This is a genomic window from Jiangella alkaliphila (genome assembly GCF_900105925.1).
GTDB lineage: Bacteria > Actinomycetota > Actinomycetes > Jiangellales > Jiangellaceae > Jiangella > Jiangella alkaliphila.
Map to the genome: position 1 here is coordinate 6,485,804 of NZ_LT629791.1, position 25,591 is coordinate 6,511,394.

Genomic DNA, 25,591 nt, shown 5'->3' on the forward strand with positions numbered 1-25,591 from the left:
CCTCTCCTGGGAGTCATTTCTGCTGGGACCGGAAGGCCTGGATGCCGGCCGCGGCGACGATGATCACGCCCTTGATCAGCAACTGGACGTTCGAGTCGATGTTGTTGAGGGCGAGGATGTTGTTGAGGATGCCGAGCAGCAGGGCGCCGGCGAGCGTGCCCGCCACGGTCCCGACCCCGCCCATGAGGCTGGTGCCGCCGATGACGACCGCCGCGATGGCGTCCAGCTCGTAGCCCATGCCGTCGTTGGGACTGCCCTGGTTGAGCTGGCCGGCGTGGATGATCCCGGCCAGCGCCGCCAGCAGCCCGGAGATCGCGAACACCGTCACCTTGATGCGGGTGACGGGGATGCCGGAGAGCCGGGCCGCCCGCTCATTGCCGCCGATGGCGTAGACGTGCCGGGCGAACACCGTCTTGCGGACGACGATCAGCGCGATGACGCCGACGCCGGCGAAGATGAGCGCCGGGATCGGCACCGTCCCGTTGAACGTCCGCGAGTTGAGCAGCGAGAACGCCTCCGGAGCGACGTCGGGACCGTCGCCGTAGGCCAGCGCGATGCCCTGCCCGCCGGACCAGATGCGGGCCAGCCCGCGGGCCACCTGCAGCCCGGCCAGCGTGACGATGAACGCCTGGATGCCCAGCCGCGCCGACAGGTAGCCCTGCGTCGCGCCGAACGTCAGGCCGATCACCAGGATGATGAGGACCGTCATGGCGACGCCGAAGTCGTGCACCATGAGCAGGCTCGCGGTCCCGGTGGCGGCCAGCCCGAGGATCGCGCCCACCGACAGGTCGATGCCCGCGATCAGGATCACGAACGTCATCCCGATGGCCAGGATCCCGATCTCGGAGACCGCCCGGACGATGTTGAGCAGGTTCTCCGAGTTCAGGAAGACGATCTCGCCGCCGCGGCGCGGTGAGAACACGATCGCGGCGAGGAAGACCAGGATCAGCGCCACGTAGCTCTGCAGCGTGAAGAACCGCTCCGGGATGACGAACCGGCGGCGCTTGGCCGCGGGCTCCGCCGTCGGTTCGGTGGTGTCGACGCTCATCGGGCCTCCACGGTCGGGTGCTGTTCGAGGCTCGCCGCGGCGAGGATCGCCTCCTGGGTGGCGCTCCCGCCGTCGAGCACGGTGACGATGCGGCCGCCGCGCAGGACCGCGATGCGGTCGCAGATGCCCAGCAGCTCGGGCAGCTCCGACGACGCGACGAGCACGGCCATGCCGCCCGCGGCGAGCCGGGCCAGCAGCCGGTAGATCTCGGACTTGGCGCCGATGTCGACGCCGCGGGTCGGGTCGTCGAGCAGCAGCAGCCGCGGCTCGCGCAGCAGGTGCCGGGCGAACACGACCTTCTGCTGGTTGCCGCCGGACAGGGTGCCGACGGCGGACTCGGCGCTCGCGGTCTTGATGTGCAGGTCGCGGATCGACGACGCGACGGCGGACCGCTCGCGCGCGGCCCGCCGCCAGCCGGCCCGGGCCAACGCGGGCAGCGCCGAGAGCACGATGTTCGCGGCGACCGACTCCATCATCACCAGGCCGCTGACCCGGCGGTCCTCGGGCACATACCCGACGCCGGCGGAGATGGCGTCGCGCGGGCTGGCCAGCCGGACCGGCACGCCGTCCAGCTCGACGGTCCCCGCCATCCGGTGTCCGGCCAGGCCGAACAGCGCGTCCAGCAGCTCGGTACGGCCGGCCCCGAGCAGCCCGGCGAGGCCGACCACCTCGCCGGCCCGCACCTCCAGGTCGACGTCGCGCGGCTCGGTGCGCCCGCCGCCCGGGTGCTCGGCGACGCTGAGCCCGCGGACGGCGAGCCGGACGTCGTCGCGGGGCGGTTCGCGGTCGGGGAAGAGCTGCTCGATCGGCTGGCCGACCATCATCCGGATGACGTCGGCCGGTGCGGTCTCGGCGACCACGAACGTGCCGGCGTTGCCGCCGTCGCGCATGACGGTGCCGCGGTCGGCGACGACGGCGATCTCGTCCATCCGGTGCGAGATGAACACGACGCCGACGCCGCGGCGCCGCAGCCGCGGGATGATCGCGAACAGCCGCTCGACCTCGGAGTCCGACAGCGCCGACGTCGGCTCGTCCATGACCAGGATCCGCGCCTCCAGGCTCAGCGCCTTGGCGATCGCGACCATCTGCTGCTCGCCGACCCGCAGCGAGCTCAGCGTGCGCGACGGCGACAGCTCGATGCCGATGTCGTCGAGCAGCTCGCGGGCGTGCCGGCGCATCGCGGCGCGGTCGAGGGTGCGCAAGCGGGTGCGCGGCTCGCGGCCGAGGAAGAGGTTCTCGGTGACGGTCGACTGCGGCACCAGGTCGAGTTCCTGGTGGATCATCGCGATGCCCGCGGACTGGGCGTCGGCGGGGGTCGAGAGCTCGACCGGCTCGCCGGCGATCTCGATGGCCCCGCCGTCGGGCCGGACCACCCCGGACAGCACGTTCATCAGCGTCGACTTGCCGGCGCCGTTCTCGCCGAGCAGCGCGTGCACTTCCCCGGCGCCGACCGTGAGGTCGACCCCGCGCAGCGCGTGGACGCCGCCGAAGTGCTTCACGATGCCGCGCATCACGAGCAGTGGTGGTGGTGCGGGCAATCGATTTCTCCTCTCGGTGCGGCCTGACCCGCGGCCGTCGTGGTGGACGACTATGCGCCGGCCGTCGCCGGAAGGCGGTGGGTCGGGGTCGGGTAGGACGGGGCGAACGACGACGGCGGCCCGGCGTCGGCGGTCGAGACCGTGCCCGTGGCGGCATCGGCAGCGGCGACCGCCGCCGTCACCGCCGCGTCGAGCTCGTGCGGGCGGCACGCGATGCGGGCGTTGAGCACGGCGGTCACCGGGACCCGGACCCCGGCGGCGGGCGGCGCGGCGGTCGCGTACGGGCTCGCGTCGAGGTCCGCGACGGGCCGGCGGGCCGCGTCGACCAGGCTCAGCTTGGTGATCCGGCCGCCGGTGTCGATGGCCACCTTCGCGTGCCCGACCGTCCAGCCGTGCCGGGCGGCCGACGCGCCGAGGTGGGTCAGCGCCGCCTCGCCCCAGCGGGCCGGCGGGACGGGCGCCGCGCCGGCCGGGTCCAGCCGCAGTGCGTGGTTCAGCCAGGCCAGCCGGGCCTCGGCGGCGGCGTAGCGGTCGTAGTCGAGCCCGAGGTCGCGCGGCCGGACACCGCCGCCGTCGCCGGTCAGGACGTCCCCGAGAGCGGCCAGGCCCTCGCCCGTCACCGCGGAGTACTCCAGCACCAGCGCATGCGGGCAGCGTCGCCGCAGGTCGGCCCGGATGCGGCCGGTCTCGCCAGGGCGCGTCAGGTCGATCTTGTTGATCGCGACGACGTCGGCATCGGCGAGCTGCCGGTCGTAGAGGTAGGCGAGGTCGGACCGCTCGTCGCTCAGCCCCAGCGACCGCCCGAGGTCGCCATGGCGGAGCGGGTCGACGACGGCCACGAGCGGCGCCACCGTGAACCCGGCGCCGTACCGCGCGCGCAGCGGCCGGACCACCGTCGCCTGCAGGTCGGTGCAGCTGCCGACCGCCTCGGCGAGGACCGTATCGGCGCCACGCTCGATCGCCGCGCTCACCACCGTCTCCAGGTCCTCGAACCGGCAGCAGAAGCAGCCGCCCGTCACCTCGGCGACGTCGCCGGTGGTCACGGCCGCGACCTTGGTGTCGACCAGTTGCTCGCCCTGGTCGTTGGTGACAACGGCGACCCGGCGGCCGCGCGCCTGCAGGGTCCGCGCCAACGCGCCGAGCGTCGTCGTCTTGCCGGCGCCGAGGAACCCGCTGACCGCGATGAACCGGGTGCTCATACGACCGTCACCACCAGCGTGTCCGCCGTGGTCAGCTCCACGTCGGCGGCAAGCGTGACCAGCACCCGCCCGCCGTCGGCCGTGACGCCGTCGACGTCGAGCCTCCGCCGCCGCCGGTCGGTGACCACCTCGGCGACGACCTGCCGGCGGCCGGGCCGTTCGGGCACCTCGGTGGCGAACGTGCGCACCCGCAGCCGGCCGTAGCGCACGTCGACCTCGCTGCGCTGCCGCGTCCCGGTGCGTTGCTGCCGGTACAGGCCCCAGCCCTCGGCGACGGTGAACGCGGCGGCAACGTCGGCGGGGTCGCCGAGCCGCGGCGCGAAGCCCAGGTGGCCGCGTGGGCCGTGGTACTCGTAGCCGGTGGCGGCCAGGTAGACCGCGTGGCTCATCATCGCGCGGGCGTAGTGGTCGGAGCACTCGATCTCGTTGTACGGGTTGCGCAGCTCGGCGGTGTAGCGGTCGTGCACCGCGCGGGTCACCGCGAGCGCCTCGTCGGTCATGCCCTCGGCGAACAGGTGCGCCGCGAGCTGGTACTCCTGGCCGGTCCAGACCTCGTTGAAGTAGGCGACGAGGCCGGGGTCGCCGTTGCCCGGCGCGGTGTCGGCGCCGCCGAACGGCCAGGTGCACATGACGGTGCCGGCCTCGCCCTCGGTGCTGTAGGTGCGGCCGCCGACGATGCCGGACTCGTCCTGGTAGGCCTGCGCGTCCGGCAGGTAGTTGGTGCGCATGAGGTTCGTCAGCGCCGTGCGGGTGTGCTGCTCCTCGAACACGCGCGGCAGGCCGAGCTGGTGGGCGTAGGTCTGGCCGAACAGCTGGTCGATGTGGCAGCCGCGATTGGAGTTGGTGGCGTCGGCGTGGCCGGGGTCGACGACGTGCTCGTAGTAGCCATAAGTGTCGTTCCAGAGCGCGCTGTCCAGGTGGGCGCTGCCGGCGTCGGCGAGCGTCCGGCAGCGGGCGGCGAACGCGGTGTCGCCGACGTCGTCGGCCATCTCCGCCGCGGCCCGCAGCGCGGCGACGTACAGGCCGGTGATCCACGGGATCTCGCCGTACCACGAGGCGTCCAGCGTGTTGTACTGCTCGTCCTCGAGCACGCCGTTCGGAGTGCTGCCGTCGTGCCTGATCAGGTACTCGGTGGCCTGCTTGACCCGCGGCCAGATGCGGCCGAGGAAGGCGCCGTCGGCGGACATCTGGTGCTCGCGGTAGGTGCGCAGGATGTTGCCGCACTGGCCGTCGTGCGCGACCCGCCGGTGCGCCTCGCCGCGGTAGTCGATGGCACCGGTGTCGGCGTGGAAGGCGATGCCGTAGTCGACCCGCTCGCGGGCGTCGCGCTCCAGCTCGGGGAAGAGCCGGCCGATGGACTGCGCGTAGTTCCACACGTGCGTGCAGGTGCCGTCGCAGCAGTAGATGCCCTCCCACGCGTAGAACCGGCCGTCGTGGAAGCGCAGGCACGTGCCGGTGGCCACGGTGGACGCCGGGATCAGCGTCCGCTCCAGGAACCAGACCGGCAGCGTGGCGTCGTCGTACCAGGTGGTCGCGAACGTGTGGGTGGCGGTGGCGAGATCGTCGCCGCGTTGCGCGAGATCGTCGATGACGGCGGCCGCGTCGGCGTAGGTCTCGCCGTAGTGCCGGCGCAGCGCCGCGGACCCGGCGATGTAGCCGAAGCGGGTGCCGACCTTGGTGAAGTGCCAGGTCAGGGCGAAGCGGACGGTCTGCTCGTCCCCCGGTTCGAGGGTCACGGGGACGGTGACGGTGCCTGCGAGCGTGCCGCTGCCGCCGTCGACCTCGGGCGGGGCGTCGGCGGAGTCGAACCACGCCTCCGGGCTCGACCAGTCGGCGATGGACGGCCGCACGGTGGCGTCGGGCCGGCCGAACACAGCCAGGCCGAAGCTGCCGCCGTCGGGCAGCTCCTCGATGGGGCGTTCATTGACGGGGACGTCGGAGAGCCAGATGCGGTCGCAGTTGACGTGCGCCCAGCCGCCGACGCCCTCGTCGTGCAGCTCGAGGACGGCCGTGCGGCCCTCGTAGGCGCTGACGTCGATGGCCTTGGCCCGCATGACCTCGGAGTTGTGGCCGCTCAGCCGGGCGACCACCTCGCCGTCGACGATGACCTTCAGGCCGGCGTCGACGCGGTTGCCGCCGGCGAGGTTCGCCGCCAGGTAGCGGCGCTCGAGGGTGAACGGCGCGCTGGTGAGCGTGCCCATGTGGTCGTCGGCGGGCGGGCCGCCGTCGCGCCAGTTGTGCGAGGTGACGAACCGCTGGCCGGTGACGCCGAGCGGGCCTTCGCGGCGGAAGTAGGCGGGCGCCTCGGCCTCGGTGACCGGGCCGGACCCGAACGCGGTGCCGGCAGCCGTCCAGGGCGCGTACGTGGTGCGCTCCCAGTCCTCGACGAGGACGTCCGGGCGGGGCGCGGGCCGGTCGGTGAAGACGATGCGGTCGACGTTGACGTGGCCCCACGCGCCGGTGACGGAGTCGACGATCTCGATGGTGGCGGCGGCGCCCTGATGCGCGGCGACGTCCAGCCAGTAGGTGCGCAGCCGCTCCTCGTTCGCGCCGTCCGCCGAGGCGACGACCTCGCCGCCGACCAGCACGTTCAGGCAGGTGGCGCCCGCGTGGTCGCCGCCGCCGACGCGGACCACGATGCTCGCGCGCTCGACGGTGAACTCGGGGCTGGTGAGCCGGCCCTGGTGCGCGTCGGCCTCGAAGACGTCCTCGCCGTCGCGGAAGTGGTGCGAGGTGACGAACCGGCCGCCGCTGACGCCGATCGGGCCGCCGTTCAGCAGGTACCCGGGCAGTTGTTCGACGGTGACCGGCCCGGCGCCGAACGCGGTGCCGTCGGCCGTCCAGGGGGCGTAGGTGTCGCGCTCCCAGTCCTCGAACACGACGTCCGGGCGCTCCGGCTGCGGGCCGTCATCGGTGACCGCGGAGTGGACGAGCCCGGCGGCGGCGTGGGTGTCGGTGAGGGCGCCGGTCCGCAGCAGGATCGGCTGGGTGTGCCGGCTGTCGAGGCAGACCGGGTTCTCCGCGACGCCGAGGAGCTGCGCGCTGACGGTGCGCTCGGACCGGTTGCGCAGCGTGTACTCGAAGACGGTGGCCGGCAGCGACGAGTCCGCGACGTTGGTCGGCACGAACGGCGAGAACGCGTCGAGGTCCACCTCCAGCGGGCAGTCGTCGTCGCGCAGCTCCACGTGGCCGATGGGGTACCGGCCGCTGAACCGGACGTCGCCGAAGCCGGCGCCGTCCAGGCTGCGCGTGGTGGAGGCGTCGCCGTCGTCGCTCCAGCGCAGGGCGAAGCCGGTGGTGAAGACCGGGTCGAACTCGAGCGGGTCGGCGTAGTGCAGGCCCTGCCAGTCGTCGCCGCCGTAGCGGAAGCTGTCGGCGTTGAAGATGTCCCACAGCCAGGCCCGGCCGTCGCCCGCGAGGTACACCTGGCCGGTGCACGCGCCGCCGACCGGCATCCCGACGCGGCGCAGGGCCGGGCCGGTGACCTCGGTCGCCGTGCCGCGCGCGGCGATGGCGTCCAGCCAGCGCCGGTCGAGCTGCGTCGTGGCCGGGACGGCGCGGGTGTTCATGGTGGCCTGGGCGCTGTTCGGCCAGAGCCCGAGCGCGGCGGCGCCCGCGCCGGCGGCCCCGACGGCCGAGAGCGCGATGAACGAGCGCCGGCTCAGGCCGTCCGGCTCGCAGGAACCACCGCCGCAGCAGTCCGCGGACTCCGGTGTCGTCGGGGTGAGCTCGATGCCCATTCGCGTCCTCCGCGGGGTGGGACGGCCGGCTGAGAAATCGATTGCTGCGTAATCTAGGGGGTTCGTGACATTTGTGTCAATGGCGGATTACAGGCGGGGTGTCAGCTCGTCGGCGGCAGTGTCGGCAGAGAGGTCACGGACGAGGTCAGGATCGGGCCCGGCGCGCCCGGCTTGACGCATGCCGATATGGGCATACGATGCTGCCATGGCACGAGCAGCGACGACGTCGGACGTCTTCAACGCGATCGCCGAGCCGCGGCGCCGGGAGATCCTGGTGCTGCTGCGGGCGGGCGAGCGGCCGGTGACCGAGCTGGCCCAGGAGCTGGGGATGACCCAGCCGGGGGCGTCCAAACACCTGCGGGTGCTCCGCGAGGTCGGGCTGGTGCGCGACCGCAGGGCGGGCAAGCAGCGCCTGTACGGCCTCGACGCCCGCGGGCTGCGGCCGGTCCACGAGTGGGCCGGCGGGTTCGAGCGGTTCTGGAACGAGAGCTTCGACCGGCTGGACGCGTACGTGCAGGACCTGAAGCAGGCACGGCAGGAGGAGTACTGATGAGCGCGACGGCCGACCGCGAGATCGTCATCTCCCGGGTCATCGACGCCCCGCGAGAGCTGGTGTTCGAGGCGTTCACCGAGGTGCGGCACCTGTCGCGGTGGTGGGGTCCGGCGGGGTTCAGCACGACCACGCAGGCGTTCGAGTTCCGCGTCGGCGGTGAGTGGGCCTTCGTGATGCACGGACCGGACGGCACCGACTACCCCGAGTGGATCTCCTGGACCGAGATCGCCCCGCCGGAGCGGATCGCGCTGCTGCACGGCGAGTCCCGCGACGACCCGAACGCCTTCGAGTCGTCCCTGACGTTCCGGCCCGACGGCGCGGCGACCCGGATCGAGCTGCGCACGCTGTTCCGCACCAAGGAACAGCGCGACGAGGCGGTCGAGAAGTACCACGCGATCGAGGGCGGCCGGCAGACCCTGAGCAACCTGGCCGCCTACGTCACCGAGAACGTTCGCAAGGGAGTGGAGGACTGATGGCCGGGAAGGTGTTCTTCAGCGTGTCGATGTCGCTGGACGGCTACATCGCGCCCGAGTCCCTCGAGGACCTGATGGGGCAGCAGTGGGTGGAACTGCAGCGGTGGGCCTTCCCGCTGCGGTTCTTCCGGGAGAACCTCAAGCTCGGCGAGGGCGGCGAGGAGGGGCGCGACAACGACATCGCGCGCGAGACGTTCGAACGCACCGGCGCGAGCGTCATGGGCAAGCGCATGTTCGACGCCGGCGAGCGGATGTGGCCGGAGGAGGCGCCGTTCCACACCCCGGTGTTCGTCGTGACGCACGAGAAGCGCGACCCCTGGGAGCGGCCCGGCGGGACCACCTTCCACTTCGTCAACGACGGCATCGAGCCCGCGCTCGGCCTGGCCCGCGAGGCCGCCGGCGACCGTGACGTCCGCATCGCCGGCGGCGGCGCGACGATCCTGCAGTACGTGAACGCCGGCCTGGTCGACGAGTTCTCGGTCGCGCTCTCACCCGTGCTGTTCGGCGCCGGGATCCGCCTGTTCGAGGGCGTCGATGCGGGCCGCGTGGCCCTGGTGCCGGTCGGCGCGGAGCCCTCCCCCAGGGTGACGCACCTGACCTACGCCGTCCGGGAGCGGTAGGCGCCCGACTGACGGCGGACGCGAAGGAACACCCACGCGGTTGGCACGAAGGCGGTCCTCACGCGAGCGCTTCTCCGCCGGGACGACCAGCCCACCTGCTGGATGGCCAGGAAGGAGCCGTGAGGAATCTTCGGCGGCCGTCGATCTCGCCGCGACGCTCAACCGCCTTGGTAGGCCTGGTCGTCGTACGAGACCGGGCATATCGGGCGCCGCCACGACGACCAGCCTTGCCAAGGGCGGCGCCGAGCCGTCAGCGCGTGGAGCGCGCAGGAAAATCTCCCGGCCCGGCGACAGCCGGAAGCGCAACAGTCTCCATCACACCAGCAAACGGTTGATGATCATGGGTTTCCCCGGTGTGCAACCGCGGCCGCGACAACGAGAGTATGCCCGTCGCCTGACCCACCCGACGGCGGCTCAGCCAGGCAGGCGGGCCAGCGCCGCGTCGAGCCGGGCGAGGGTCCGGTCGCGCCCGAGCAGCTCCAGCGACTCGAACAGCGGCGGCGAGACCCGGCGGCCGGTGACGGCGACGCGGACTGGGCCGAAGGCGTGCTTGGGCTTCAGGCCGAGCTCCTCGACCAGCGCCGACCGCAGCCCGGCCTCGATCGACTCCGTCGTCCACTTCTCGTCCTCGGCCAGCCGGTCCCGCGCGGCGCGCAGCACGGGCCGGGCGTCCGCCGTCAGCACCTTGGCGACGGCGTCCTCGTCGAAGGCGACCGGGCCGGGGGCGAACAGGAAGCCGAGCATGCCGACCGCCTCGTCGAGCACCGTCATGCGCTCCTGGACGAGCGGGGTCGCGGCCCGCAGCAGCTCCATCGACTCCGCCGGCACGGGCGACGCCAGCACCCCGGCCGCCTGCAGGTACGGCACCATCCGCTCCGCCAGGTCGTCCGGCGACAGCCGCCGCAGCCACACCCCGTTGATAGCCTCGGCCTTCTTGAGGTCGAACCGGGCCGACGCGGAGTTGACGCGGGTGACGTCGAAGGCGGCGGCCATCTCGTCCATGGAGAAGACCTCGCGGTCGTCGCCGATCGACCAGCCGAGCAGGGCGAGGTAGTTGAGCAGGCCCTCGGGCAGGAAGCCGCGGTCGCGGTAGAGCTGCAGCGACGACTCGGGGTCGCGCTTGGACAGCTTGCGGTTGCCCTCGCCGGTGACCAGCGGCAGGTGCCCGAACCGCGGCAGCGGCCCGGACGCCACGCCGATGTCGCGCAGCGCCTGGTGCAGCACCAGCTGCCGCGGCGTCGACGACAGCAGGTCCTCGCCACGCAGCACGTGGGTGATGCCCATGACGGCGTCGTCGACGGGGTTGACCAGCGGGTAGAGCGGCTGGCCGTTGGCCCGGACGATGACGTAGTCGAACAGGTTGAACCGGTCGACGGTGATCTCGCCGCGGATGAGGTCGACGAACGTGACGTCCTGGTCGGGCATCCGCAGCCGCAGGACGGGCTGGCGGCCCTCCTCGACGTAGGCGGCCACCTGTTCCGCCGTCAGCGTGCGGCACTTGCCGTCGTACCCGCTCGGCTTCCCGGCCGCCCGGGCCGCCTCGCGCCGCTCGTCCAGCTCCTCCGGCGTGCAGTAGCAGTGGTAGGCGCGCCCGGTCTCGAGCAGCTTCGCCGCGACGGAGGCGTAGGTGTCGTGCCGCTCCGACTGCCGGTACGGCGCGTACGGCCCGCCGATGTCGGGCCCCTCGTCCCAGTGCAGCCCGAGCCAGCGCAGCGCCTCGAGCATCGCCTCGTAGGACTCCTCGCTGTCGCGCGCGGCGTCGGTGTCCTCGATGCGGAACACGAACGTGCCGCCGAAGTGGCGCGAGAACGCGGAGTTGTAGAGCGCGGTGCGGATCACCCCCACGTGCGGGTTGCCCGTGGGCGACGGGGAGTAGCGCACGCGGACGTCGGCGGGTGCGACGTCACCGAGAACGAGAGCGTCAGACGAGCCGGCGCCGTCAGTCACAGCAGATCACCTTGGGTTCTGTTCGATTCGAGCAGGAGATGCACCGCAGGTTACCGTCACTCCGCGGCGACGACGGGGTTGGCGAGCACGCCGATGCCCTCGACGGTGACGGCGACGTGGTCGCCCGCGACGATCGGGCCGACGCCGGCCGGCGTGCCGGTGAGGATGACGTCGCCGGGCAGCAGGGTGAACGCCGCGCTGATGTACTCGACCAGCGTCGCGACGTCGAAGATCAGCTGCGACGTGCGGCCGCTCTGCCGCTCCTCACCGCCGACCCGGCAGCGCACCGCGAGGTCGCCCGGGTCGAGGTCGGTCTCGATCCACGGGCCGAGCGGGCAGAACGTGTCGAAGCCCTTGGCCCGGGCCCACTGGTTGTCCTTCTGCTGCAGGTCGCGCGCGGTGACGTCGTTGCCGCAGGTGTAGCCGAAGATCACTTCGGCGACGCGGTCGCGCGGCACCGACTTGGCGATGCGCCCGATGACGACGGCCAGCTCGGCCTCGTGGTGCACCTCGCTGGACTGCGGCGGCAGCACGATCGGCTCGTCCGGCCCGATGACCGACGTGTTCGGCTTGAGGAAGAGCAGCGGCTCCTCCGGGAGCGGGTTGGACAGCTCCGCGGCGTGGTCGGCGTAGTTGCGCCCGACGCCGATGACCTTGCTGCGCGGGATGACCGGCGCCAGCAGCCGGACGTCCTCGAGCGCCAGCTTCTCGCCGGTCAGCTGCGGCGTCCGGTACAGCGGGTCGCCCTCGAGCACCGCGATGACGGTCGCTCCGCTGTCGTCCTGCCCCACCGCGCCGAAGCGTGGGTCGTCCCCCGTGGTGAACCTCGCGATACGCACGCTGGTGAGGGTATCTCGGCGGCGGACCACCCATCGGAGACCCTAGCCATGAACCGGGCGCGCCCTGTGCGCCGTCGCCCGCCTGCCTGGTGAGTTCACGGCGCGACCGGGGATCGCCGTTGTGAGCGGGCGGCTGAGGGCGATAGGCTTAGGTCAGCTGAGGGCAGTAGCCCGAAGAAGTGAGCCCCGGACTTGGCCGGACGACCAGGCGCCGGGGCTTCGCGCTCTTCACAGGACCTCCACGACTCGCTTCACGACGGTGGCGACCTTCGGCCGCCACTCACCCTGCCGACCGTACGCCCACGCGACGGCGTCCGGGATCCAGAGCAGTGGCTCCGCGTGCGGGCGCTCGTGGAGGTACTCGAACGCACCAGGCCGCCCGGCTTTCTGCAGGCTGTCGAACAACAGCCGCCGGTCATGAACGTCCTGACCCACCTGCGCCTCGAGGACGAGTCGCTCGACCTCCGCCGCGACGAGGTCAGGAACGAGGGTGCGGATGATCTCGGCCCGGCCGTCGCGGATCGGCTTGCGCCGCGTCACGTAGACGACCGCCTCGACCGGTTGCGCACAGACCACGCTGAGAATCCGTCGCCGCCGCTGATCCGACTCGTCGTTCATGTGGAGACGCCCGGCTCCCTTCGCGACGAGCGACCGCATGGCTCGCCGGACCTCGCCTGCGTGCGCCGGCCGGATCGTCACCACGCACAGCAGATACCCCTGTCGGCTGGACTCGTCGGCGAAGGCATGGAGGGGCATTGCCGCAGAGTACGACTCAACGCCGACAACGTGTGCCGGCGAATACGCTGGGAGGGTGATCCTGGCCGAGGAGGAGTGGCGGGCGCGGCAGGCGGCGCACGAGGCGCGCGTCGACGCGCTGGTGGGGGCGCACCTAGCGCGGCGGCGGGCCGGCCGGGCGCACCCCGTCCACGACTTCCTCTTCACCTACTACAGCTTCAAGCCGGCCCAGCTGCGGCGGTGGCACCCGGGGCTGGGCGTGCTGCTCGGCGGGTCGCCGCCGCACGCGTCGTGGGCGGGGTACTCCGCCGGGCCGGACGGCGTCGGCGTCAGCGCCGCCGTCATCGAGCGGCGCGCGGCCACCGTCGAGTGGGTGCGGGCGCTCCTCGCCGCGACCGCGTCGCGGCCGGCCCATACCGGCTGCTTCGGCCTGCACGAGTGGGCGATGGTCTACCGGACGCGGCCCGGCGACGTCCGGCACGAGGCCTACCCGCTGCGGCTCGGCCACTCCGGGACCGACGAGGTGGTCGAGGCGCACCAGATCAGGTGCTCGCACTTCGACGCGTTCCGCTTCTTCACCGACGAGGCGCGGCCGCGGAACGCGCTGGCGCCGACGCGCGAGCTGCAGTCGTCGCTGGAGCAGCCGGGGTGTCTGCACGCCGGGATGGACCTCTACAAGTGGGCCTACAAGCTCGTCCCGCTGGTGCCGTCCGAGCTGGTGGCCGACGCGTTCGAGCTGGCGACGGAGATCCGCGAGCTCGACATGCGCGCGTCGCCGTACGACCTCGCCGACCTCGGGTTCGAACCGGTCCGCATCGAGACCACCGAGGGCAAGCGCGAGTACGTCGAACAGCAGCGCGCCTTCGCCGAGCGCGGCGCCGTCATCCGGGAGCGGCTGCTCGCCGCCGTCGCCTGAGCGACGGTCAGGAGGTCGGGTTCTCCGCGGCGGCCACGGCGGCGTCGACGTCCAGTTCGACGACGGCATCGATGACCTGCTGCAGCGCGGCGGCCGGGAGCGCGCCGGGCTGGGCGAAGACCAGGTGGCCCTTCTTGAAGGCCATCAGCGTGGGGATCGAGGTGATCTGCGCCCACCCCGCCAGATCGCGCTCCGCCTCGGTGTCGACCTTGCCGAAGACGATCTCGGGATGCTGCTCGGCCGCCTGCTCGTAGACGGGGGCGAACATCCGGCAGGGGCCGCACCACGCGGCCCAGAAGTCGACCAGCACGATGTCGTTGTCCTCCACGGTCTGCGCGAAGGTCTGGCTGGTCAGAGTAGTCGTGCTCATGTACACCACAACCCGGTCCGGGCCGGGGTTGTTCCGGCCCGGTCACGGGACGCGGGCGAGCCAGTCTTCGGTGCCGAACTTCGACGCGACGAGGTCGTCGGCCAGGCGCAGCGTCTTCTCGTCCAACGCGTCGTCGGTCAGGCCGTAGCGGGCGCGGAACGTCCCCACCATGCGGTCGATGACGTCGGCGCGCGGCAGGCCGGTCTGCGACCGCAGCGGGTCGACCCGCTTGTTGGCGCTCTTCGTGCCCTTGTCGGACAGCTTCTCGCGGCCGATGCGCAGCACCTCCAGCATCTTCGCGGCGTCGATGTCGTAGGCCATGGTGACGTGGTGCAGCACGACGCCGCCGGCGAGGCGCTTCTGGGCCGCGCCGGCGATCTTCCCGGCCGGCGAGGTGATGTCGTTGATCGGCTGGTACGTCGCCTCGATGCCGAGGTCGCGCAGCGCCGCCACCACCCACTCGTCGAGGAAGGCGTAGGAGTCGACGAAGGACAGGCCGGAGACCAGCGACTCGGGCACGTACAGCGAGTACGTGATGGTGTTGCCGGGCTCGACGAACATCGCGCCGCCGCCGGAGATGCGCCGCACGACGGTCACGTCGTGGCGTTCCGCACCGGAGAGATCGACCTCGTTGCGCAGCGACTGGAAGCTGCCGATGATCACCGCGTTCGACGCCCACTCCCACACCCGCAGCGTCGGCGGCCGCTCCCCCGCGCCGACCTGCTCGGCCAGCACTTGGTCCAGCGCCATCTGCAGCGCCGGCGCCTGCGGACCCTCGTGCAGGAAGTGCCAATCGTGGTCGGTCCAGGACGTCGCACCGGTCAGCGCGCGGCGGACGGCGACCGCGACGGCGTCCGCCGAGAACCCGAGCATGACGACGCCATCCAGCACGGCGTCGACCCGCGCCGCAAGCTCGGCGGCGGACAGCGAGACCGGCGCGCCGATCAGCGCCGCGTCGATGCGGTCCAGCGCGTCGTCGGGTTCGAGGAAGAAGTCGCCGCTGACGCGCGCGTGCCGGATGACGCCGTCGAGGACGTCGAGGTCGACGACGACCAGCTTGCCGCCCGGCACCTTGAACTCACCATGCATGATTCGAACAACCTCCCCGGCCACAGGCCTGTTCCCCGCTACCCTCCGAGCATGCAGGGGTGGCGGACGAGCCCGGCGGCGGCGCGCTGGTGGCATGTCGTGACGGTGCTGATCATCGCCGCATCACTGATCACGCAGCTGGTGCTGGTGTTCCAGGGCACCAACGTGCTGGTCGAGGACGGCGAGGAGGCACCGGGCACCGCCATGCGGGTGGTGAACTTCTTCAGCTTCTTCACCGTGCAGTCGAACATCCTGCTGGGCATCGGCGCGGCGATCCTCGCCCTGAACCCTCGCGCCGACGGACGCGGCTTCCGGGTGCTGCGCATCGCCGGGCTCATCGGCATCGCCGTCACCGGCGTCGTGTACGTGACGCTGCTCCGCGACGTCGTCGACCTCGAGGGCGCCGCGGCCGTCACCAACGTCGGCTTCCATTACCTGGCGCCGCTGCTCGGCGTCGTCGGCTGGCTGCTGTTCGGCCCGTGGCCACGGATCGACCTGCGCGTCGTCGTCCTCAGCCTGGCCTGGCCGATCGCCTGGCTCGCCTACACGCTGATCCGCGGCGAGGTCGTCGACTGGTACCCGTACCCGTTCATCGACGTGATCGAACACGGCTACGGGCGCGTGCTGCTGAACGCGGCCGGCATCACGGTCGTCTTCCTGGCCGTGGGCTGGCTGTTCGCGTTCGGCGACCGTAGGCTCGGTGACCGTGCCGGATCTCCCGACCTACCTCGAACGCGCTGAACACGATCCGGACTCCCTCTACGACGCGTTCACCGAGTGGGCCGCTGGGCGCGGCTTCGACCTGTACCCGGCGCAGCAGGACGCGCTGATCGAGCTGGTCTCCGGCTCGCACGTCATCCTCAGCACGCCGACGGGGTCGGGCAAGAGTCTGGTGGCGGTCGCGGCGCACTTCGCCGCGCTGGCGGACGGACGGCGGACGTTCTACACGGCGCCGCTGAAGGCGCTGGTGTCGGAGAAGTTCTTCGCGCTGATCGAGATCTTCGGCGCGGCCAACGTCGGCATGATGACCGGCGACTCCAGCGTGAACCCGTCGGCGCCGATCATCTGCTGCACGGCGGAGATCCTCGCCAACATCGCGCTGCGCACCGGCAACGACGCCGACGTCGGCCAGGTCGTCATGGACGAGTTCCACTTCTACTCCGACCCGCAGCGCGGCTGGGCTTGGCAGGTGCCCCTGCTGGAGCTGACGAACGTGCAGTTCCTGCTGATGTCGGCGACCCTCGGCGACGTCGCGTTCTTCGAGAAGGACCTGCGCAGCCGGACGGGGCGCGACGTCGCCGTCGTCACGTCGGCGCAGCGCCCGGTGCCCCTGACCTACCAGTACTCGCGCGAGCCGATGCACGACCTGCTGGCCGAGCTGCTGTCCACCCACCGCGCGCCGGTCTACGTCGTCCACTTCACCCAGGCGGCCGCCGTCGAGCGGGCGCAGGCGCTGGTCAGCGTCAACGTCGCCAGCCGCGAGCAGCGCGACCGCATCGCCGCGGAGATCGGCGGGTTCCGGTTCAGCTCCGGCTTCGGGAAGGTGCTGTCGCGGCTGGTGCGGGCCGGCATCGGCGTCCACCACGCCGGCATGCTGCCGAAGTACCGCCGCCTGGTCGAGCGCCTGACGCAGGCCGGCCTGCTCAAGGTGGTCTGCGGGACGGACACCCTGGGCGTCGGCATCAACGTCCCGATCCGCACCGTCGTCTTCTCCGGCCTCACCAAGTACGACGGGGTCCGGACGCGGCAGCTGTCCGCGCGCGAGTTCCACCAGATCGCCGGGCGGGCCGGCCGGGCCGGGTACGACACGCTGGGCGAGGTCATCGTCCAGGCGCCGGAGCACGAGATCGAGAACCAGCGGCTGGTCGCGAAGGCCGGCGACGACCCCAAGAAGCTGCGGCGCGTCGTGCGCAAGAAGGCGCCCGAGGGGTTCGTCTCGTGGGGCCAGGCCAGCATGGACCGGCTCATCGCCGCCGAACCGGAGCCGCTGAACTCCAGCTTCGAGATCAGCAACGCCATGGTGCTGGGCGTCATCAGCCGGCCCGGCGACGCGTTCGCGCACATGCGCAAGCTGCTCACCGACAACCACGAGCCGCCGTCGCGCACGCGCAAGCACGTCCACGACGCCATCGCGATCTACCGGGCGCTGGTCGCCGCCCAGGTCGTCGAGCGCCTGGACCCACCCGACGCGGAGGGGCGGACGGTGCGGCTCACCGTCGACCTGCAGCCGGACTTCGCGCTCAACCAGCCGCTGTCGCCGTTCGCACTGGCCGCGTTCGACCTGCTCGACGCCGAGTCGCCGACGCACGCGCTGGACCTGCTCTCCGTCGTCGAGGCGACGCTGGACGACCCGCGGCAGGTGCTGTCGGCGCAGCAGCACAAGGCCCGTGGCGAGGCGATCGGCGCGATGAAGGCCGAGGGCATCGAGTACGACGAGCGCATGGAGCTGCTCGAGGAGGTCACCCACCCGAAGCCGCTGGAGGAGCTGCTCGACGCCGCGTTCACGATCTACCAGCAGAGCCACCCGTGGGTCGGCGACTACGAGCTGTCGCCCAAGTCCGTCGCCCGTGACCTCTACGAACGCGCCATGAGCTTCGGCGAGTACGTCGCGTTCTACCAGCTGGCCCGGTCCGAGGGGCTGGTGCTGCGCTACCTCGCCGACGCCTACCGCGCGATGCGCCAGACGGTGCCCGAGGAGGCCCGCACCGAGGAGGTCGCCGACCTCGTCGAGTGGCTGGGCGAGCTGGTCCGCCAGGTCGACTCGTCGTTGCTGGACGAGTGGGAGGCGCTGCGCAACCCGGCCGCGCTGGAGGCCGACGGCGACGGCGGCGCGGTGCCGGTCGAGAACGCGCCCCGGCCGATCACCGAGAACCGGCGGGCGTTCCTGGTCAGCGTCCGCAACGCGCTGTTCCGGCGGGTCGAGCTGGCGGCCCGGCGCGACTGGGCCGGGCTGGCCTCACTCGACTCCGCTGACGACTGGACGGCCGACGACTGGGCCGACGCGCTGGACCCGTACTTCGACGAGCACGCCGACATCGGCATCGGGCCGGACGCCCGCAGCGCGAAGATGCTGATCGTCACCGAGCACCCGGACCGCTGGGAGGTCCGGCAGATCCTCGACGACCCCGCCGGCGACCACGACTGGGGCTTCACCGCCGACGTCGACCTCGCCGAGTCCAACGCCGCCGGCTACCCCGTCGTGGCCGTCACCGAGGCGGGCCGCCTCTAGATGACCTATTCCAAGGGGTCAGTGGTCGTATGCGAGAAGGGATCGTTTGATCGGTTGGCCGGTGCGGTCGTTGTGCCAGATCGCCGCGGTCAGTGCCAGGACGCGTTGCGCGACGCGGACCCAGACCCCGGTCGGGGTGTGCCCGCCGTGTCGTTCCAGGTCCAGTTGGCCCTTGAACGTGTCGTTGATCGACTCGATGACCTGCCGCAACGGTTTGAAGAAGCGGACTCCGGCGCGTGGGCGTTCGCCCTTGCGGGCCGGGCGCAGCAGGTCCAGGCCGGCCTCGGCAAGCGCTGCTTCGAACTGGCGGCCGTAGTAGTTCTTGTCCGCGATCACGACCTGCCCGACGCGGGCGGTGCTCAGGTCGGGATCGGCGCCGAGCATGCCCAGCAGGGTCTGGCGTTCGTCGGCCTTCGCGCCGGTCAGGGCGAACCCGACCGGCAGCCCGTGCAGCGTGCACAGCAGGTGCAGCCGCAGTCCCCAGAAGAACCTGGAATGGGAGGCGCAGTAGCCGTACTCTGCCCACCCGGCCAGGTCCGAACGCTGCACCGTCTCCTTCGACCGGCCGCATTCGACCGGGGTGGAATCGACCACCCAGACGTCATCGGTCCACAAGCTGGTGTCGCGGGCCAGCGCCCCGACCAGCCAGCCGATCGTGTCGGCCAGCCGCCGCAGCCGCTTGTTGTAGCCGGGCTGCTGCGGCAAGCACGGGAACAAATGCCGCAGGTGAGCGCGCGCATGACGCAGCCAGCGCGCTTCGGAGGTGAAGCCCAGCAGCGCCTGCATCACCGCCAACGTGACCAGCTCAGCGTCGCTGATCTTCGGTTCGATCCCCACCCGCGGCCGCCACGGCAACCGGTGCGGAGATTCGATCAACAGGTCATCGACCGTCACGTACAGTGCAGTCGCGAGGGTGTCCAGGTCTGTCTTCACAAACCGATCTTGGACACCCTCGCCCATGCCACTGCCTCACGACACGCACCCGACCCCTTGGAATAGGTCATCTAGGCGCGTTCAGCCGACGCCGGTGGCCGCGAACCAGGTCGTCGCGTTCGGCCCGACGAAGACGATCGGGGCGATGCACTCGTCCGGCAGGTCGATCCGGTCCCTGATCCGCGAGTCGCCCCGGGTGCTCGCCGGGAACGGGTCGGTGGCCACGTTGACCGTCGTCGCGACGCCGTCGACCGTCGTCAGACAGCTGACGACCGCCACGAAGTTCGGGGCCGGGTTGGTGCCCTGCCGGTCCGGGGGCACGGGCGCCGCCTCGAGCAGGACGAGGTCGTCCACCTCGACCTCGATGCGCCCGTTGCTGGACAGTTCGACCTCGGCCTCGTCGATCTGCCACGGCAGGCCGCCGCCGTTGATGCCGCGGATCGGGTTGGCCGAGCCGACGAACGCCCCGTCGACCGCGGCCATGGTGTCGGCCTCGATGACCGTCCGGCCCTTGGAGCCGGAGTGCCCGTGCCCACCGGAGGCCGGCAACGCCAGGAGTGCCGCCGTCGCGACCGACGCGAGCACCGCTGCGGGTAAGCGCTTCATCTGAAAATCCCTTTCGCGAGTCGACGACGAACCGTCTACTAGTACGAGGCGCACCGGCGAAAGGATCGAGGCGGACATGGTGATCACGGACGAGCTGCTCGACGACGCGGCGGCCGGGGCGTCGTTCAGCGGCGTGGTGACGGTCGACGTCGGCGACCGGCGCGAGATGGAACGCTGCTACGGCTACGCCCACCGCGCCCTGGAGGTGCCGAACACCGCCGCCACCCGGTTCGCCGTCGCCAGCGGCAGCAAGGCGTTCACGGCGCTCGCCGTCCTCCGGCTGGCCGAGCAGGGCCTGTTGAAGCTCGGCGACCCCGTCCGGCCGCTGCTCGGCGCCGACCTGCCGCTGATCGACGATGCCGTGACGTTCGAGCACCTGCTCACGCACACCTCCGGCATCGGCGACTACCTCGACGAGGAGGCCGACTGGGACGCCGCCGACTACGTCCTGCCGGTGCCGGTGCACACGCTCGCCGAGACCGAGGCGTTCGTGCCGGTCCTGGACGGGTACCCGCAGGCGTTCCCGCCGGGCGAGCGGTTCGCGTACTGCAACGGCGGCTACGTCGTCCTGGCGCTGCTGGCCGAGCGGGTCGGCGGGCGCGGTTTCCACGAGCAGGTCGAGCGGGAGGTCTGCGACCTCGCGGGCCTGCCGTCGACGCGGTTCCTGCGCTCGGACGAGCTGCCCGGCGACGCCGCGCTCGGCTACCTGCAGGAGTCCGGTGACCGGACGAACGTCCTGCACCTGCCCGTGCGCGGCACCGGCGACGGCGGCATCTACACGACCGCCGGCGACCTGCACACGTTCTGGCAGGCGCTCACCGCCGGCCGCATCGTGTCCGAGGCGACGGTCGCCGCGATGACCCGGCCGCGCCACGACGTGCCCGCCGAGGGCCTGCGCTACGGCCTCGGCCTCTGGCTGCACCGCACCGGGCCGGCCCTGGTCATCGAGGGCTACGACGCCGGCGTCTCGTTCCGCTCGACGCACGACCCGCGGACCCGGACCACCGCGACCGTCGTCGGCAACACCTCCGAAGGCGCCTGGCCCGTCGTCCGCGCCCTCGCCCCCTTCTTCGACTGACGCCGCCCCGAAGTTGATCTTGGAGAAAGGCGGCCATCTGTCGGGCAATTCGGGCGGCATTCGGCGAACAACTCCAAGATCAACTTGGGCCTGTGGAGGGCTGGGCGTTGACATGTGACCTTTTGGTCACCTATCGTCGCTGCTATGACCGACGACCGGATCTTCAAGGCACTCGCCGATCCGACGCGGCGCTTCCTGCTCGACCTACTCTTCGCTCGCGACGGCCGCACGCTGACCGAGCTGGAGTCCGAGCTGGAGATGAGCCGCTTCGGGGTGATGAAGCATCTGCGCGTGCTGGAAGAAGCGAACCTCGTGGTCACCCGCCGGTCGGGGCGGGAGAAGTTGCACTTCCTCAATCCCGTCCCGATCCGGGAGATCCACGACCGGTGGATCGACAAGTACACCGAGCTGCACACGACCGCACTCATCGAGCTCAAGGCCGAACTGGAGGACGAATCATGACCACCACGACTGACACGACCACGCAGGTGTACCGCATCTACATCAAGGCCACCCCGGAGGCGATCTGGGACGCCATCACCAAGCCGGAGTGGACGGCGCGCTACGGCTACACCGGCCTGGCCGACTACGACCTGCGCCCGGGCGGCGCCTACACCGTCGCCCCGACGCCGGAGTTCAAGGCCGCGGCCGAGGCGCAGGGCTTCCCGTGCCCCGACGTCATCATCGACGGCGAGGTGCTCGAGGCCGAGCCGCCGAAGCGCCTGGTCACGACGTTCCGCATGCTGATGGACGCGGGGATGGCCGAGGAGGGCTTCACCCGCCTCACCCACGAGATCGCGCCCGCGCCGGACGGCAAGTCGTGCTCGCTGACGGTGACGCACGAGCTCGCCGGCGCGCCGCTGCTGGCGGCGTTGGTGCACGGCGACAACGAGGCCAGCGGCGCCGGCGGCGGGCACGCCTGGGTGCTCAGCGACCTCAAGAGCCTGCTCGAGACCGGCGCTCCGCTCGCCGGATGAGCCATCCCCGCACCGACCGCGACGACGCGAACAGGAGCACATCATGGACCAGGTCACCTCCGCCGACGGCACCACGATCGCGTACACGACCCAGGGCGCGGGACCCGCACTCATCCTCGTCAGCACGAGCATGGACGACCACCACGGCCTCGACGCGACCGCTGCGGCGCTGGCGAGCGACTACACCGTCGTCGGCTACGACCGCCGCGGCGTCGGGCAGAGCGGTTCCGGCGGGCCGTACGCGCCCGAACGCGAGGTCGAGGACCTCGCCGCGCTGATCCAGGCGGCCGGCGGCTCCGCCACCCTGGCCGCCGGCTCCGGGGGATGCGGGCTGGTCCTCGAGGCCGCGACCGCGCTCGGCGACGCGGTGAACGCGATCTACCTCTTCGAGCCGCCGTTCATCATCGACGACTCCCGCCCGCCCGTCCCCGCCGACTGGGTGGAGCAGGTCGAGGCGCTGGTCGCCGCCGACCGCCGCAGCGATGCCGTCGAGCTGTTCATGACGCAGGTCGTCGGCGTCCCGGCCGAGTACGTCGAGGGGATGAAGGCCGACCCCTCGTGGGAGGCCTCGGCGGCGTACGCCCACGCGCTGGGTCACGACGGGCGGATCCTCGCCGGCACCCAGGACGGGAAGCCGCTGCCCACCGACCGGTGGAGCGTCGGCCGGCCGGCGGTCGTCGCCGTGGCCGAGCACTCCGAACCGTTCTTCCACGCCGCCGCGCAGGCGCTGCTCACCCAGCTGCCGCGGGGCAGGTACGAGTCCGTGCCCGGGCTGGACCACTCGGCCTTCTGGACGGCCCCCGACACGGTCGCGGCCTCCCTGGTCACGGCCCTGCGCGCGACGTCGAGCTGACATCCACACACGGCGGCCCATGGTCGGTTCGATCGAATCGATCATGGGCCGAACGGCTGATCTTGGTCGACTCGCCGTATTTCGATGCGACATGCCGGCCCGAAAGTGACAGACTTCACTTTGGCCACACGACAACGAACACCGTCATAAGAAGGGACCAAGCGTGATCCGGGGGATCCTCGACCACGGCAGCAACGGCTGGCGGGTCGAACTGTACGACACCGAACCTCTCCGCCGAACCATCATCGAAATCGACGCACTGCCGACATGGGCCGACGCCTCGGCCGTCATGAGCAGCGCGTTCAAGCTCGTCAGCTGAGACGAGGCACACCCACTCAGCTGATCGCGGTGCCCCCCTGGCGCAGCAATCCGTAGGTGACGGCGTCGACGAGCGCCTCCCACGAGGCCTCGATGATGTTGGCCCCGACGCCCACGGTCTCCCAGGACGTCTTCCCGTCCGTCATCTCCACGAGCACGCGCGTCACCGCGTCCGTGCCGTGGGCGGCGTCGAGGATCCGCACCCGGAAGTCGATCAGCTCCAGCTTGTCGATCTCGGGGTACAGCGCGCCGATCGCGGTGCGCAGGCCGTGGTCGAGCGCGTTGACCGGACCGTTGCCCTCACCGGTGACGACGACGCGCTCGCCCCCCGCCCGCAGCTTCACCGTCGCCTCGCTGACGGCGTCGCCGCCGGGGCGCGACTCGGTGATGACCCGCCACGACTCGACGTCGAAGTAGCTGGGCCGGCCCTCGGCCTCCTCGCGCAGCAGCAGCTCGAACGACGCGTCGGCCGCCTCGAACGTATACCCGGCGGCCTCGAGGTCCTTCACCCGCTGGGTGACCCGGGTGACCAGTTCGCGGTCGCCGGAGACGTCGTAGCCCAGCTCGCGGCTCTTCAGCTCGACGCTGGCCCGGCCGGCCATGTCGGACACCAGCAGCCGCATGTCGTTGCCGACCCGCGCGGGGTCGGTGTGCTGGTAGAGGTCGGGATCGACCTTGATCGCGCTGGCGTGCAGGCCGGCCTTGTGCGCGAACGCGCTGGCGCCGACGTACGGCTGGCGCGAGTAGGGCACGATGTTCGTCAGCTCGGAGACGGCGTGCGCGATGCGCGTGGCCTCCTTGAGCGCGCCCGCCGGCAGGACCGTCAGATCGCGCTTGAGCTGCAGGTTCGCGACGATCGTGATGATGTCGGCGTTGCCGGTGCGCTCCCCCGTCCCGTTGACGGTGCCCTGCACGTGCGTCGCCCCGGCGTCGACCGCGGCGACGGAGTTCGCGACGGCACAGCCGGTGTCGTTGTGGGCGTGCATGCCGATGCGGGCACCGGTCTGCGCGAGCACGTCGCGCACCGTCGTGCCGACGTCGTCGGGCAGCATGCCGCCGTTGGTGTCGCACAGCACGAAGACCTCGGCGCCGGCCTCCGTCGCCGTCCGCAGCACCCGCAGCGAGTAGTCGCGGTTCGTCCGGTATCCGTCGAAGAAGTGCTCGGCGTCGAGGAAGACCCGCCGCCCGTTCTGGACGAGAAAGCCGACGGTGTCGGCGATCATCGCGAGGTTCTCGTCCAGCGTGGTGCGCAGCGCCCGCTCGACGTGCCCGACGTGGCTCTTCGCGACCAGCGTGACGACCGGCGTCTCGGCGTCGAGCAGCGCCCGCACCTGCGGGTCCTCGGCCGCCGTCGTGCCCGCCTTCCGGGTCGCGCCGAAGGCCGCCAGCTTGGCGTGCTTCAGGTTCAGCTCGGTGCGGGCGCGGCGGAAGAACTCGGTGTCCTTGGGCACGGCGCCCGGCCAGCCGCCCTCGATGAAGCCGACCCCGAGCTCGTCCAGGTGGCCCGCGATGGCGAGCTTGTCCTGCACGGAGAGCGAGAGCCCCTCCTGCTGGGCGCCGTCGCGAAGCGTGGTGTCGTAGACGTGGAACTGCTCGGGGTCGGTCACTGCTCTGTCCTCACGGGGTCGGCCGACAAACACGATGCTTGCTGACAAAACAAAAGACCCCTCGCGGAATGCGAGAGGTCTGCGCGCCTGGCATTGTGCTGGGTGCCGGCGCGCTCACGTAATAATCAGGCAGTAAGTCATCGTTCAGCAGTATGGCACACGATGCCCGGCTCGTCGCGGCCGCGCCCGATAATCGCTGGCGGCCCGCAGCCGGTGCCGCCACAATGGCGCGCATGATCACGCTCCAGCACCACCGCCGCGCTCTCCGCTGACAGGGGACGACGCCGCAGCCAGTGCGATCGGACGCACACCTACCCGTGGCGCCTGGGGTTTCCTTGGCGACAGTGGCCGGTACAGCTCCCGTGAAAGCTCTGCGTGGAGGAAAACCGGCCGAGGTTCGGATCCGGGGCTGAGACACCCCCGGTGATGCTGGAACGGGAACTAATCGCCACGCCTGACGAGGGCCGCGCGGTGAACCGGTCCCTGCCCGATCAAGCCTGGTGCCCGCCGCGTGAGCACGCGACGGGGAGAACTGACGGAACCCTGCGCTCCACCGAATCGAAGGTCCTTCGACTCGATGGAGAGCACGGTGAGCCGGCGTACCGAGAACGCCGGGTTCGGCTGCCTGAACTGCGGGCTGACCGTCCGGCGGTCCACCGATGGGAGTTACCGCAACCACTGCCCGTTCTGCCTCTGGTCCCGGCACGTCGACCTGCGTCCCGGCGACCGCGCCGCCGCGTGCGGCGCGCCGATGGCGCCGGTCGCTCTGCGGGACCGGCCCGGCAAGGGCTGGCAGATCGTGCACTGCTGCACGGCGTGCGGTGTCGTCCGGGCCAACCGCGTCACCCGCGACGGTGACCAGCCCGACGACGTCGACGCGCTGATCGCACTGATGGGAGGGAGCCCGTGAGCAACTCGAGTTG

The 25,591-nt window shown here is 71.5% G+C and carries 24 protein-coding genes; 12 read left to right on the forward strand and 12 right to left on the reverse strand.

Annotated elements, in window-relative coordinates; genetic code table 11:
- Positions 1–13 precede the first annotated feature (13 nt).
- From BLV05_RS29915 to BLV05_RS29930, 4 genes are all read right to left on the reverse strand, one after another.
- Positions 14–1,048, reverse strand: a complete 1,035-nt coding sequence (locus BLV05_RS29915) for an ABC transporter permease (RefSeq protein WP_052763198.1) — start codon at positions 1,046–1,048, stop codon at positions 14–16.
- Positions 1,045–2,559: a sugar ABC transporter ATP-binding protein gene (locus tag BLV05_RS29920; protein ID WP_046772931.1), complete on the reverse strand. Its 1,515-nt coding sequence runs from the start codon at positions 2,557–2,559 to the stop codon at positions 1,045–1,047. The genes BLV05_RS29915 and BLV05_RS29920 overlap by 4 nt, the downstream gene beginning before the upstream one ends.
- Positions 2,560–2,636: 77 nt before the next feature.
- Entirely contained in the window at positions 2,637–3,785 is a 1,149-nt protein-coding gene (locus BLV05_RS29925; protein ID WP_046772930.1) for a GTP-binding protein, read from the reverse strand.
- Positions 3,782–7,525, reverse strand: coding sequence for a GH116 family glycosyl hydrolase (locus tag BLV05_RS29930; protein ID WP_046772929.1), 3,744 nt, complete (start codon positions 7,523–7,525; stop codon positions 3,782–3,784). The genes BLV05_RS29925 and BLV05_RS29930 overlap by 4 nt, the downstream gene beginning before the upstream one ends.
- Before the next feature lie 205 nt (positions 7,526–7,730).
- On the opposite strand from BLV05_RS29930, the gene BLV05_RS29935 reads away from it, so the two are divergent.
- Genes BLV05_RS29935 through BLV05_RS29945 form a run of 3 tightly spaced genes read left to right on the forward strand, consistent with a single transcriptional unit; the run spans position 7,731 to position 9,171 of the window.
- Positions 7,731–8,075 carry an ArsR/SmtB family transcription factor gene (locus tag BLV05_RS29935; protein WP_046772928.1) on the forward strand — a complete coding sequence of 115 codons (345 nt, stop codon included), beginning with the start codon at positions 7,731–7,733 and terminating at the stop codon, positions 8,073–8,075.
- A complete protein-coding gene (locus BLV05_RS29940) occupies positions 8,075–8,551 on the forward strand; it encodes an SRPBCC family protein (protein ID WP_046772927.1) in 477 nt (158 codons plus the stop codon). The genes BLV05_RS29935 and BLV05_RS29940 overlap by 1 nt, the downstream gene beginning before the upstream one ends.
- Entirely contained in the window at positions 8,551–9,171 is a 621-nt protein-coding gene (locus BLV05_RS29945) for a dihydrofolate reductase family protein (protein WP_046772926.1), read from the forward strand. The genes BLV05_RS29940 and BLV05_RS29945 overlap by 1 nt, the downstream gene beginning before the upstream one ends.
- A gap of 414 nt (positions 9,172–9,585) precedes the next feature.
- Here the strand turns inward: BLV05_RS29945 and gltX are convergent, their stop codons facing one another.
- The 3 genes from gltX to BLV05_RS29960 all read right to left on the reverse strand — a co-directional run bounded on the left by gltX (position 9,586) and on the right by BLV05_RS29960 (position 12,713).
- Positions 9,586–11,118 carry a glutamate--tRNA ligase gene (gltX, locus tag BLV05_RS29950; protein ID WP_046772925.1) on the reverse strand — a complete coding sequence of 511 codons (1,533 nt, stop codon included), beginning with the start codon at positions 11,116–11,118 and terminating at the stop codon, positions 9,586–9,588.
- Between the two features lie 56 nt (positions 11,119–11,174).
- Positions 11,175–11,957 carry a fumarylacetoacetate hydrolase family protein gene (locus tag BLV05_RS29955; RefSeq protein ID WP_046772924.1) on the reverse strand — a complete coding sequence of 261 codons (783 nt, stop codon included), beginning with the start codon at positions 11,955–11,957 and terminating at the stop codon, positions 11,175–11,177.
- A gap of 228 nt (positions 11,958–12,185) precedes the next feature.
- Positions 12,186–12,713, reverse strand: a complete 528-nt coding sequence (locus BLV05_RS29960) for a hypothetical protein (protein ID WP_052763197.1) — start codon at positions 12,711–12,713, stop codon at positions 12,186–12,188.
- A 55-nt stretch (positions 12,714–12,768) separates the two neighbouring features.
- Between BLV05_RS29960 and BLV05_RS29965 the strand changes: the two genes are divergently transcribed.
- Entirely contained in the window at positions 12,769–13,608 is an 840-nt protein-coding gene (locus BLV05_RS29965) for a hypothetical protein (protein WP_046772923.1), read from the forward strand.
- A 7-nt stretch (positions 13,609–13,615) separates the two neighbouring features.
- Here the strand turns inward: BLV05_RS29965 and trxA are convergent, their stop codons facing one another.
- Both trxA and BLV05_RS29975 read right to left on the reverse strand, forming a co-directional pair.
- On the reverse strand, positions 13,616–13,978 hold the full coding sequence (gene trxA, locus BLV05_RS29970) for a thioredoxin (RefSeq protein WP_046772935.1): 363 nt from the start codon (positions 13,976–13,978) through the stop codon (positions 13,616–13,618).
- 42 nt (positions 13,979–14,020) lie between these two features.
- Positions 14,021–15,067 (reverse strand): lipoate--protein ligase family protein, encoded by a 1,047-nt coding sequence (locus tag BLV05_RS29975; RefSeq protein WP_046772922.1) that lies wholly within the window; start codon positions 15,065–15,067, stop codon positions 14,021–14,023.
- 51 nt (positions 15,068–15,118) lie between these two features.
- Between BLV05_RS29975 and BLV05_RS29980 the strand changes: the two genes are divergently transcribed.
- Positions 15,119–15,808 carry a Pr6Pr family membrane protein gene (locus BLV05_RS29980; RefSeq protein ID WP_046772921.1) on the forward strand — a complete coding sequence of 230 codons (690 nt, stop codon included), beginning with the start codon at positions 15,119–15,121 and terminating at the stop codon, positions 15,806–15,808.
- On the forward strand, positions 15,774–18,296 hold the full coding sequence (locus BLV05_RS29985; RefSeq protein ID WP_197683818.1) for a DEAD/DEAH box helicase: 2,523 nt from the start codon (positions 15,774–15,776) through the stop codon (positions 18,294–18,296). Before BLV05_RS29980 ends, BLV05_RS29985 begins: the two co-directional genes overlap by 35 nt.
- 18 nt (positions 18,297–18,314) lie before the next feature.
- On the opposite strand, the gene BLV05_RS29990 is transcribed toward BLV05_RS29985, so the two are convergent.
- Positions 18,315–19,229 carry an IS982 family transposase gene (locus tag BLV05_RS29990; protein WP_157524382.1) on the reverse strand — a complete coding sequence of 305 codons (915 nt, stop codon included), beginning with the start codon at positions 19,227–19,229 and terminating at the stop codon, positions 18,315–18,317.
- 81 nt (positions 19,230–19,310) lie between these two features.
- A complete protein-coding gene (locus tag BLV05_RS29995; protein WP_152691000.1) occupies positions 19,311–19,835 on the reverse strand; it encodes a hypothetical protein in 525 nt (174 codons plus the stop codon).
- A gap of 76 nt (positions 19,836–19,911) precedes the next feature.
- On the opposite strand from BLV05_RS29995, the gene BLV05_RS30000 reads away from it, so the two are divergent.
- From BLV05_RS30000 to BLV05_RS36270, 5 genes are all read left to right on the forward strand, one after another.
- On the forward strand, positions 19,912–20,913 hold the full coding sequence (locus tag BLV05_RS30000) for a serine hydrolase domain-containing protein (protein WP_046771724.1): 1,002 nt from the start codon (positions 19,912–19,914) through the stop codon (positions 20,911–20,913).
- Between the two features lie 144 nt (positions 20,914–21,057).
- On the forward strand, positions 21,058–21,375 hold the full coding sequence (locus BLV05_RS30005) for an ArsR/SmtB family transcription factor (RefSeq protein WP_046771723.1): 318 nt from the start codon (positions 21,058–21,060) through the stop codon (positions 21,373–21,375).
- Positions 21,372–21,890, forward strand: a complete 519-nt coding sequence (locus BLV05_RS30010) for an SRPBCC domain-containing protein (RefSeq protein ID WP_046771722.1) — start codon at positions 21,372–21,374, stop codon at positions 21,888–21,890. The genes BLV05_RS30005 and BLV05_RS30010 overlap by 4 nt, the downstream gene beginning before the upstream one ends.
- A gap of 43 nt (positions 21,891–21,933) precedes the next feature.
- On the forward strand, positions 21,934–22,743 hold the full coding sequence (locus BLV05_RS30015) for an alpha/beta fold hydrolase (protein ID WP_046771721.1): 810 nt from the start codon (positions 21,934–21,936) through the stop codon (positions 22,741–22,743).
- 163 nt (positions 22,744–22,906) lie between these two features.
- Positions 22,907–23,062 carry a hypothetical protein gene (locus tag BLV05_RS36270; RefSeq protein WP_157524349.1) on the forward strand — a complete coding sequence of 52 codons (156 nt, stop codon included), beginning with the start codon at positions 22,907–22,909 and terminating at the stop codon, positions 23,060–23,062.
- 16 nt (positions 23,063–23,078) lie between these two features.
- Here the strand turns inward: BLV05_RS36270 and cimA are convergent, their stop codons facing one another.
- The gene (gene cimA, locus BLV05_RS30020) at positions 23,079–24,668 is read right to left on the reverse strand and encodes a citramalate synthase (protein ID WP_046771720.1); all 1,590 of its coding nucleotides are present in this window, start codon (positions 24,666–24,668) and stop codon (positions 23,079–23,081) included.
- Between the two features lie 589 nt (positions 24,669–25,257).
- Here cimA and BLV05_RS30025 point away from each other — a divergent pair.
- Positions 25,258–25,578, forward strand: coding sequence for an RNHCP domain-containing protein (locus BLV05_RS30025; protein ID WP_197683407.1), 321 nt, complete (start codon positions 25,258–25,260; stop codon positions 25,576–25,578).
- The last annotated feature ends 13 nt before the right edge of the window (positions 25,579–25,591 follow it).

What these genes read in the sequence shown, in the direction of transcription:
- BLV05_RS29980 (WP_046772921.1), top strand. Translation starts at nt 15,119, where the DNA reads ATGCAGGGGTGGCGGACGAGCCCGGCGGCGGCGCGCTGGTGGCATGTC.
- BLV05_RS29960 (WP_052763197.1), bottom strand. Translation starts at nt 12,713, where the DNA reads ATGCCCCTCCATGCCTTCGCCGACGAGTCCAGCCGACAGGGGTATCTG.
- BLV05_RS29915 (WP_052763198.1), bottom strand. Translation starts at nt 1,048, where the DNA reads ATGAGCGTCGACACCACCGAACCGACGGCGGAGCCCGCGGCCAAGCGC.
- BLV05_RS29935 (WP_046772928.1), top strand. Translation starts at nt 7,731, where the DNA reads ATGGCACGAGCAGCGACGACGTCGGACGTCTTCAACGCGATCGCCGAG.
- BLV05_RS29945 (WP_046772926.1), top strand. Translation starts at nt 8,551, where the DNA reads ATGGCCGGGAAGGTGTTCTTCAGCGTGTCGATGTCGCTGGACGGCTAC.
- BLV05_RS30005 (WP_046771723.1), top strand. Translation starts at nt 21,058, where the DNA reads ATGACCGACGACCGGATCTTCAAGGCACTCGCCGATCCGACGCGGCGC.
- BLV05_RS30010 (WP_046771722.1), top strand. Translation starts at nt 21,372, where the DNA reads ATGACCACCACGACTGACACGACCACGCAGGTGTACCGCATCTACATC.
- BLV05_RS29940 (WP_046772927.1), top strand. Translation starts at nt 8,075, where the DNA reads ATGAGCGCGACGGCCGACCGCGAGATCGTCATCTCCCGGGTCATCGAC.
- BLV05_RS29930 (WP_046772929.1), bottom strand. Translation starts at nt 7,525, where the DNA reads ATGGGCATCGAGCTCACCCCGACGACACCGGAGTCCGCGGACTGCTGC.
- trxA (WP_046772935.1), bottom strand. Translation starts at nt 13,978, where the DNA reads ATGAGCACGACTACTCTGACCAGCCAGACCTTCGCGCAGACCGTGGAG.
- BLV05_RS29925 (WP_046772930.1), bottom strand. Translation starts at nt 3,785, where the DNA reads ATGAGCACCCGGTTCATCGCGGTCAGCGGGTTCCTCGGCGCCGGCAAG.
- BLV05_RS30000 (WP_046771724.1), top strand. Translation starts at nt 19,912, where the DNA reads ATGGTGATCACGGACGAGCTGCTCGACGACGCGGCGGCCGGGGCGTCG.
- BLV05_RS29920 (WP_046772931.1), bottom strand. Translation starts at nt 2,559, where the DNA reads ATGCGCGGCATCGTGAAGCACTTCGGCGGCGTCCACGCGCTGCGCGGG.
- BLV05_RS29975 (WP_046772922.1), bottom strand. Translation starts at nt 15,067, where the DNA reads ATGCATGGTGAGTTCAAGGTGCCGGGCGGCAAGCTGGTCGTCGTCGAC.
- BLV05_RS29995 (WP_152691000.1), bottom strand. Translation starts at nt 19,835, where the DNA reads ATGAAGCGCTTACCCGCAGCGGTGCTCGCGTCGGTCGCGACGGCGGCA.
- BLV05_RS30015 (WP_046771721.1), top strand. Translation starts at nt 21,934, where the DNA reads ATGGACCAGGTCACCTCCGCCGACGGCACCACGATCGCGTACACGACC.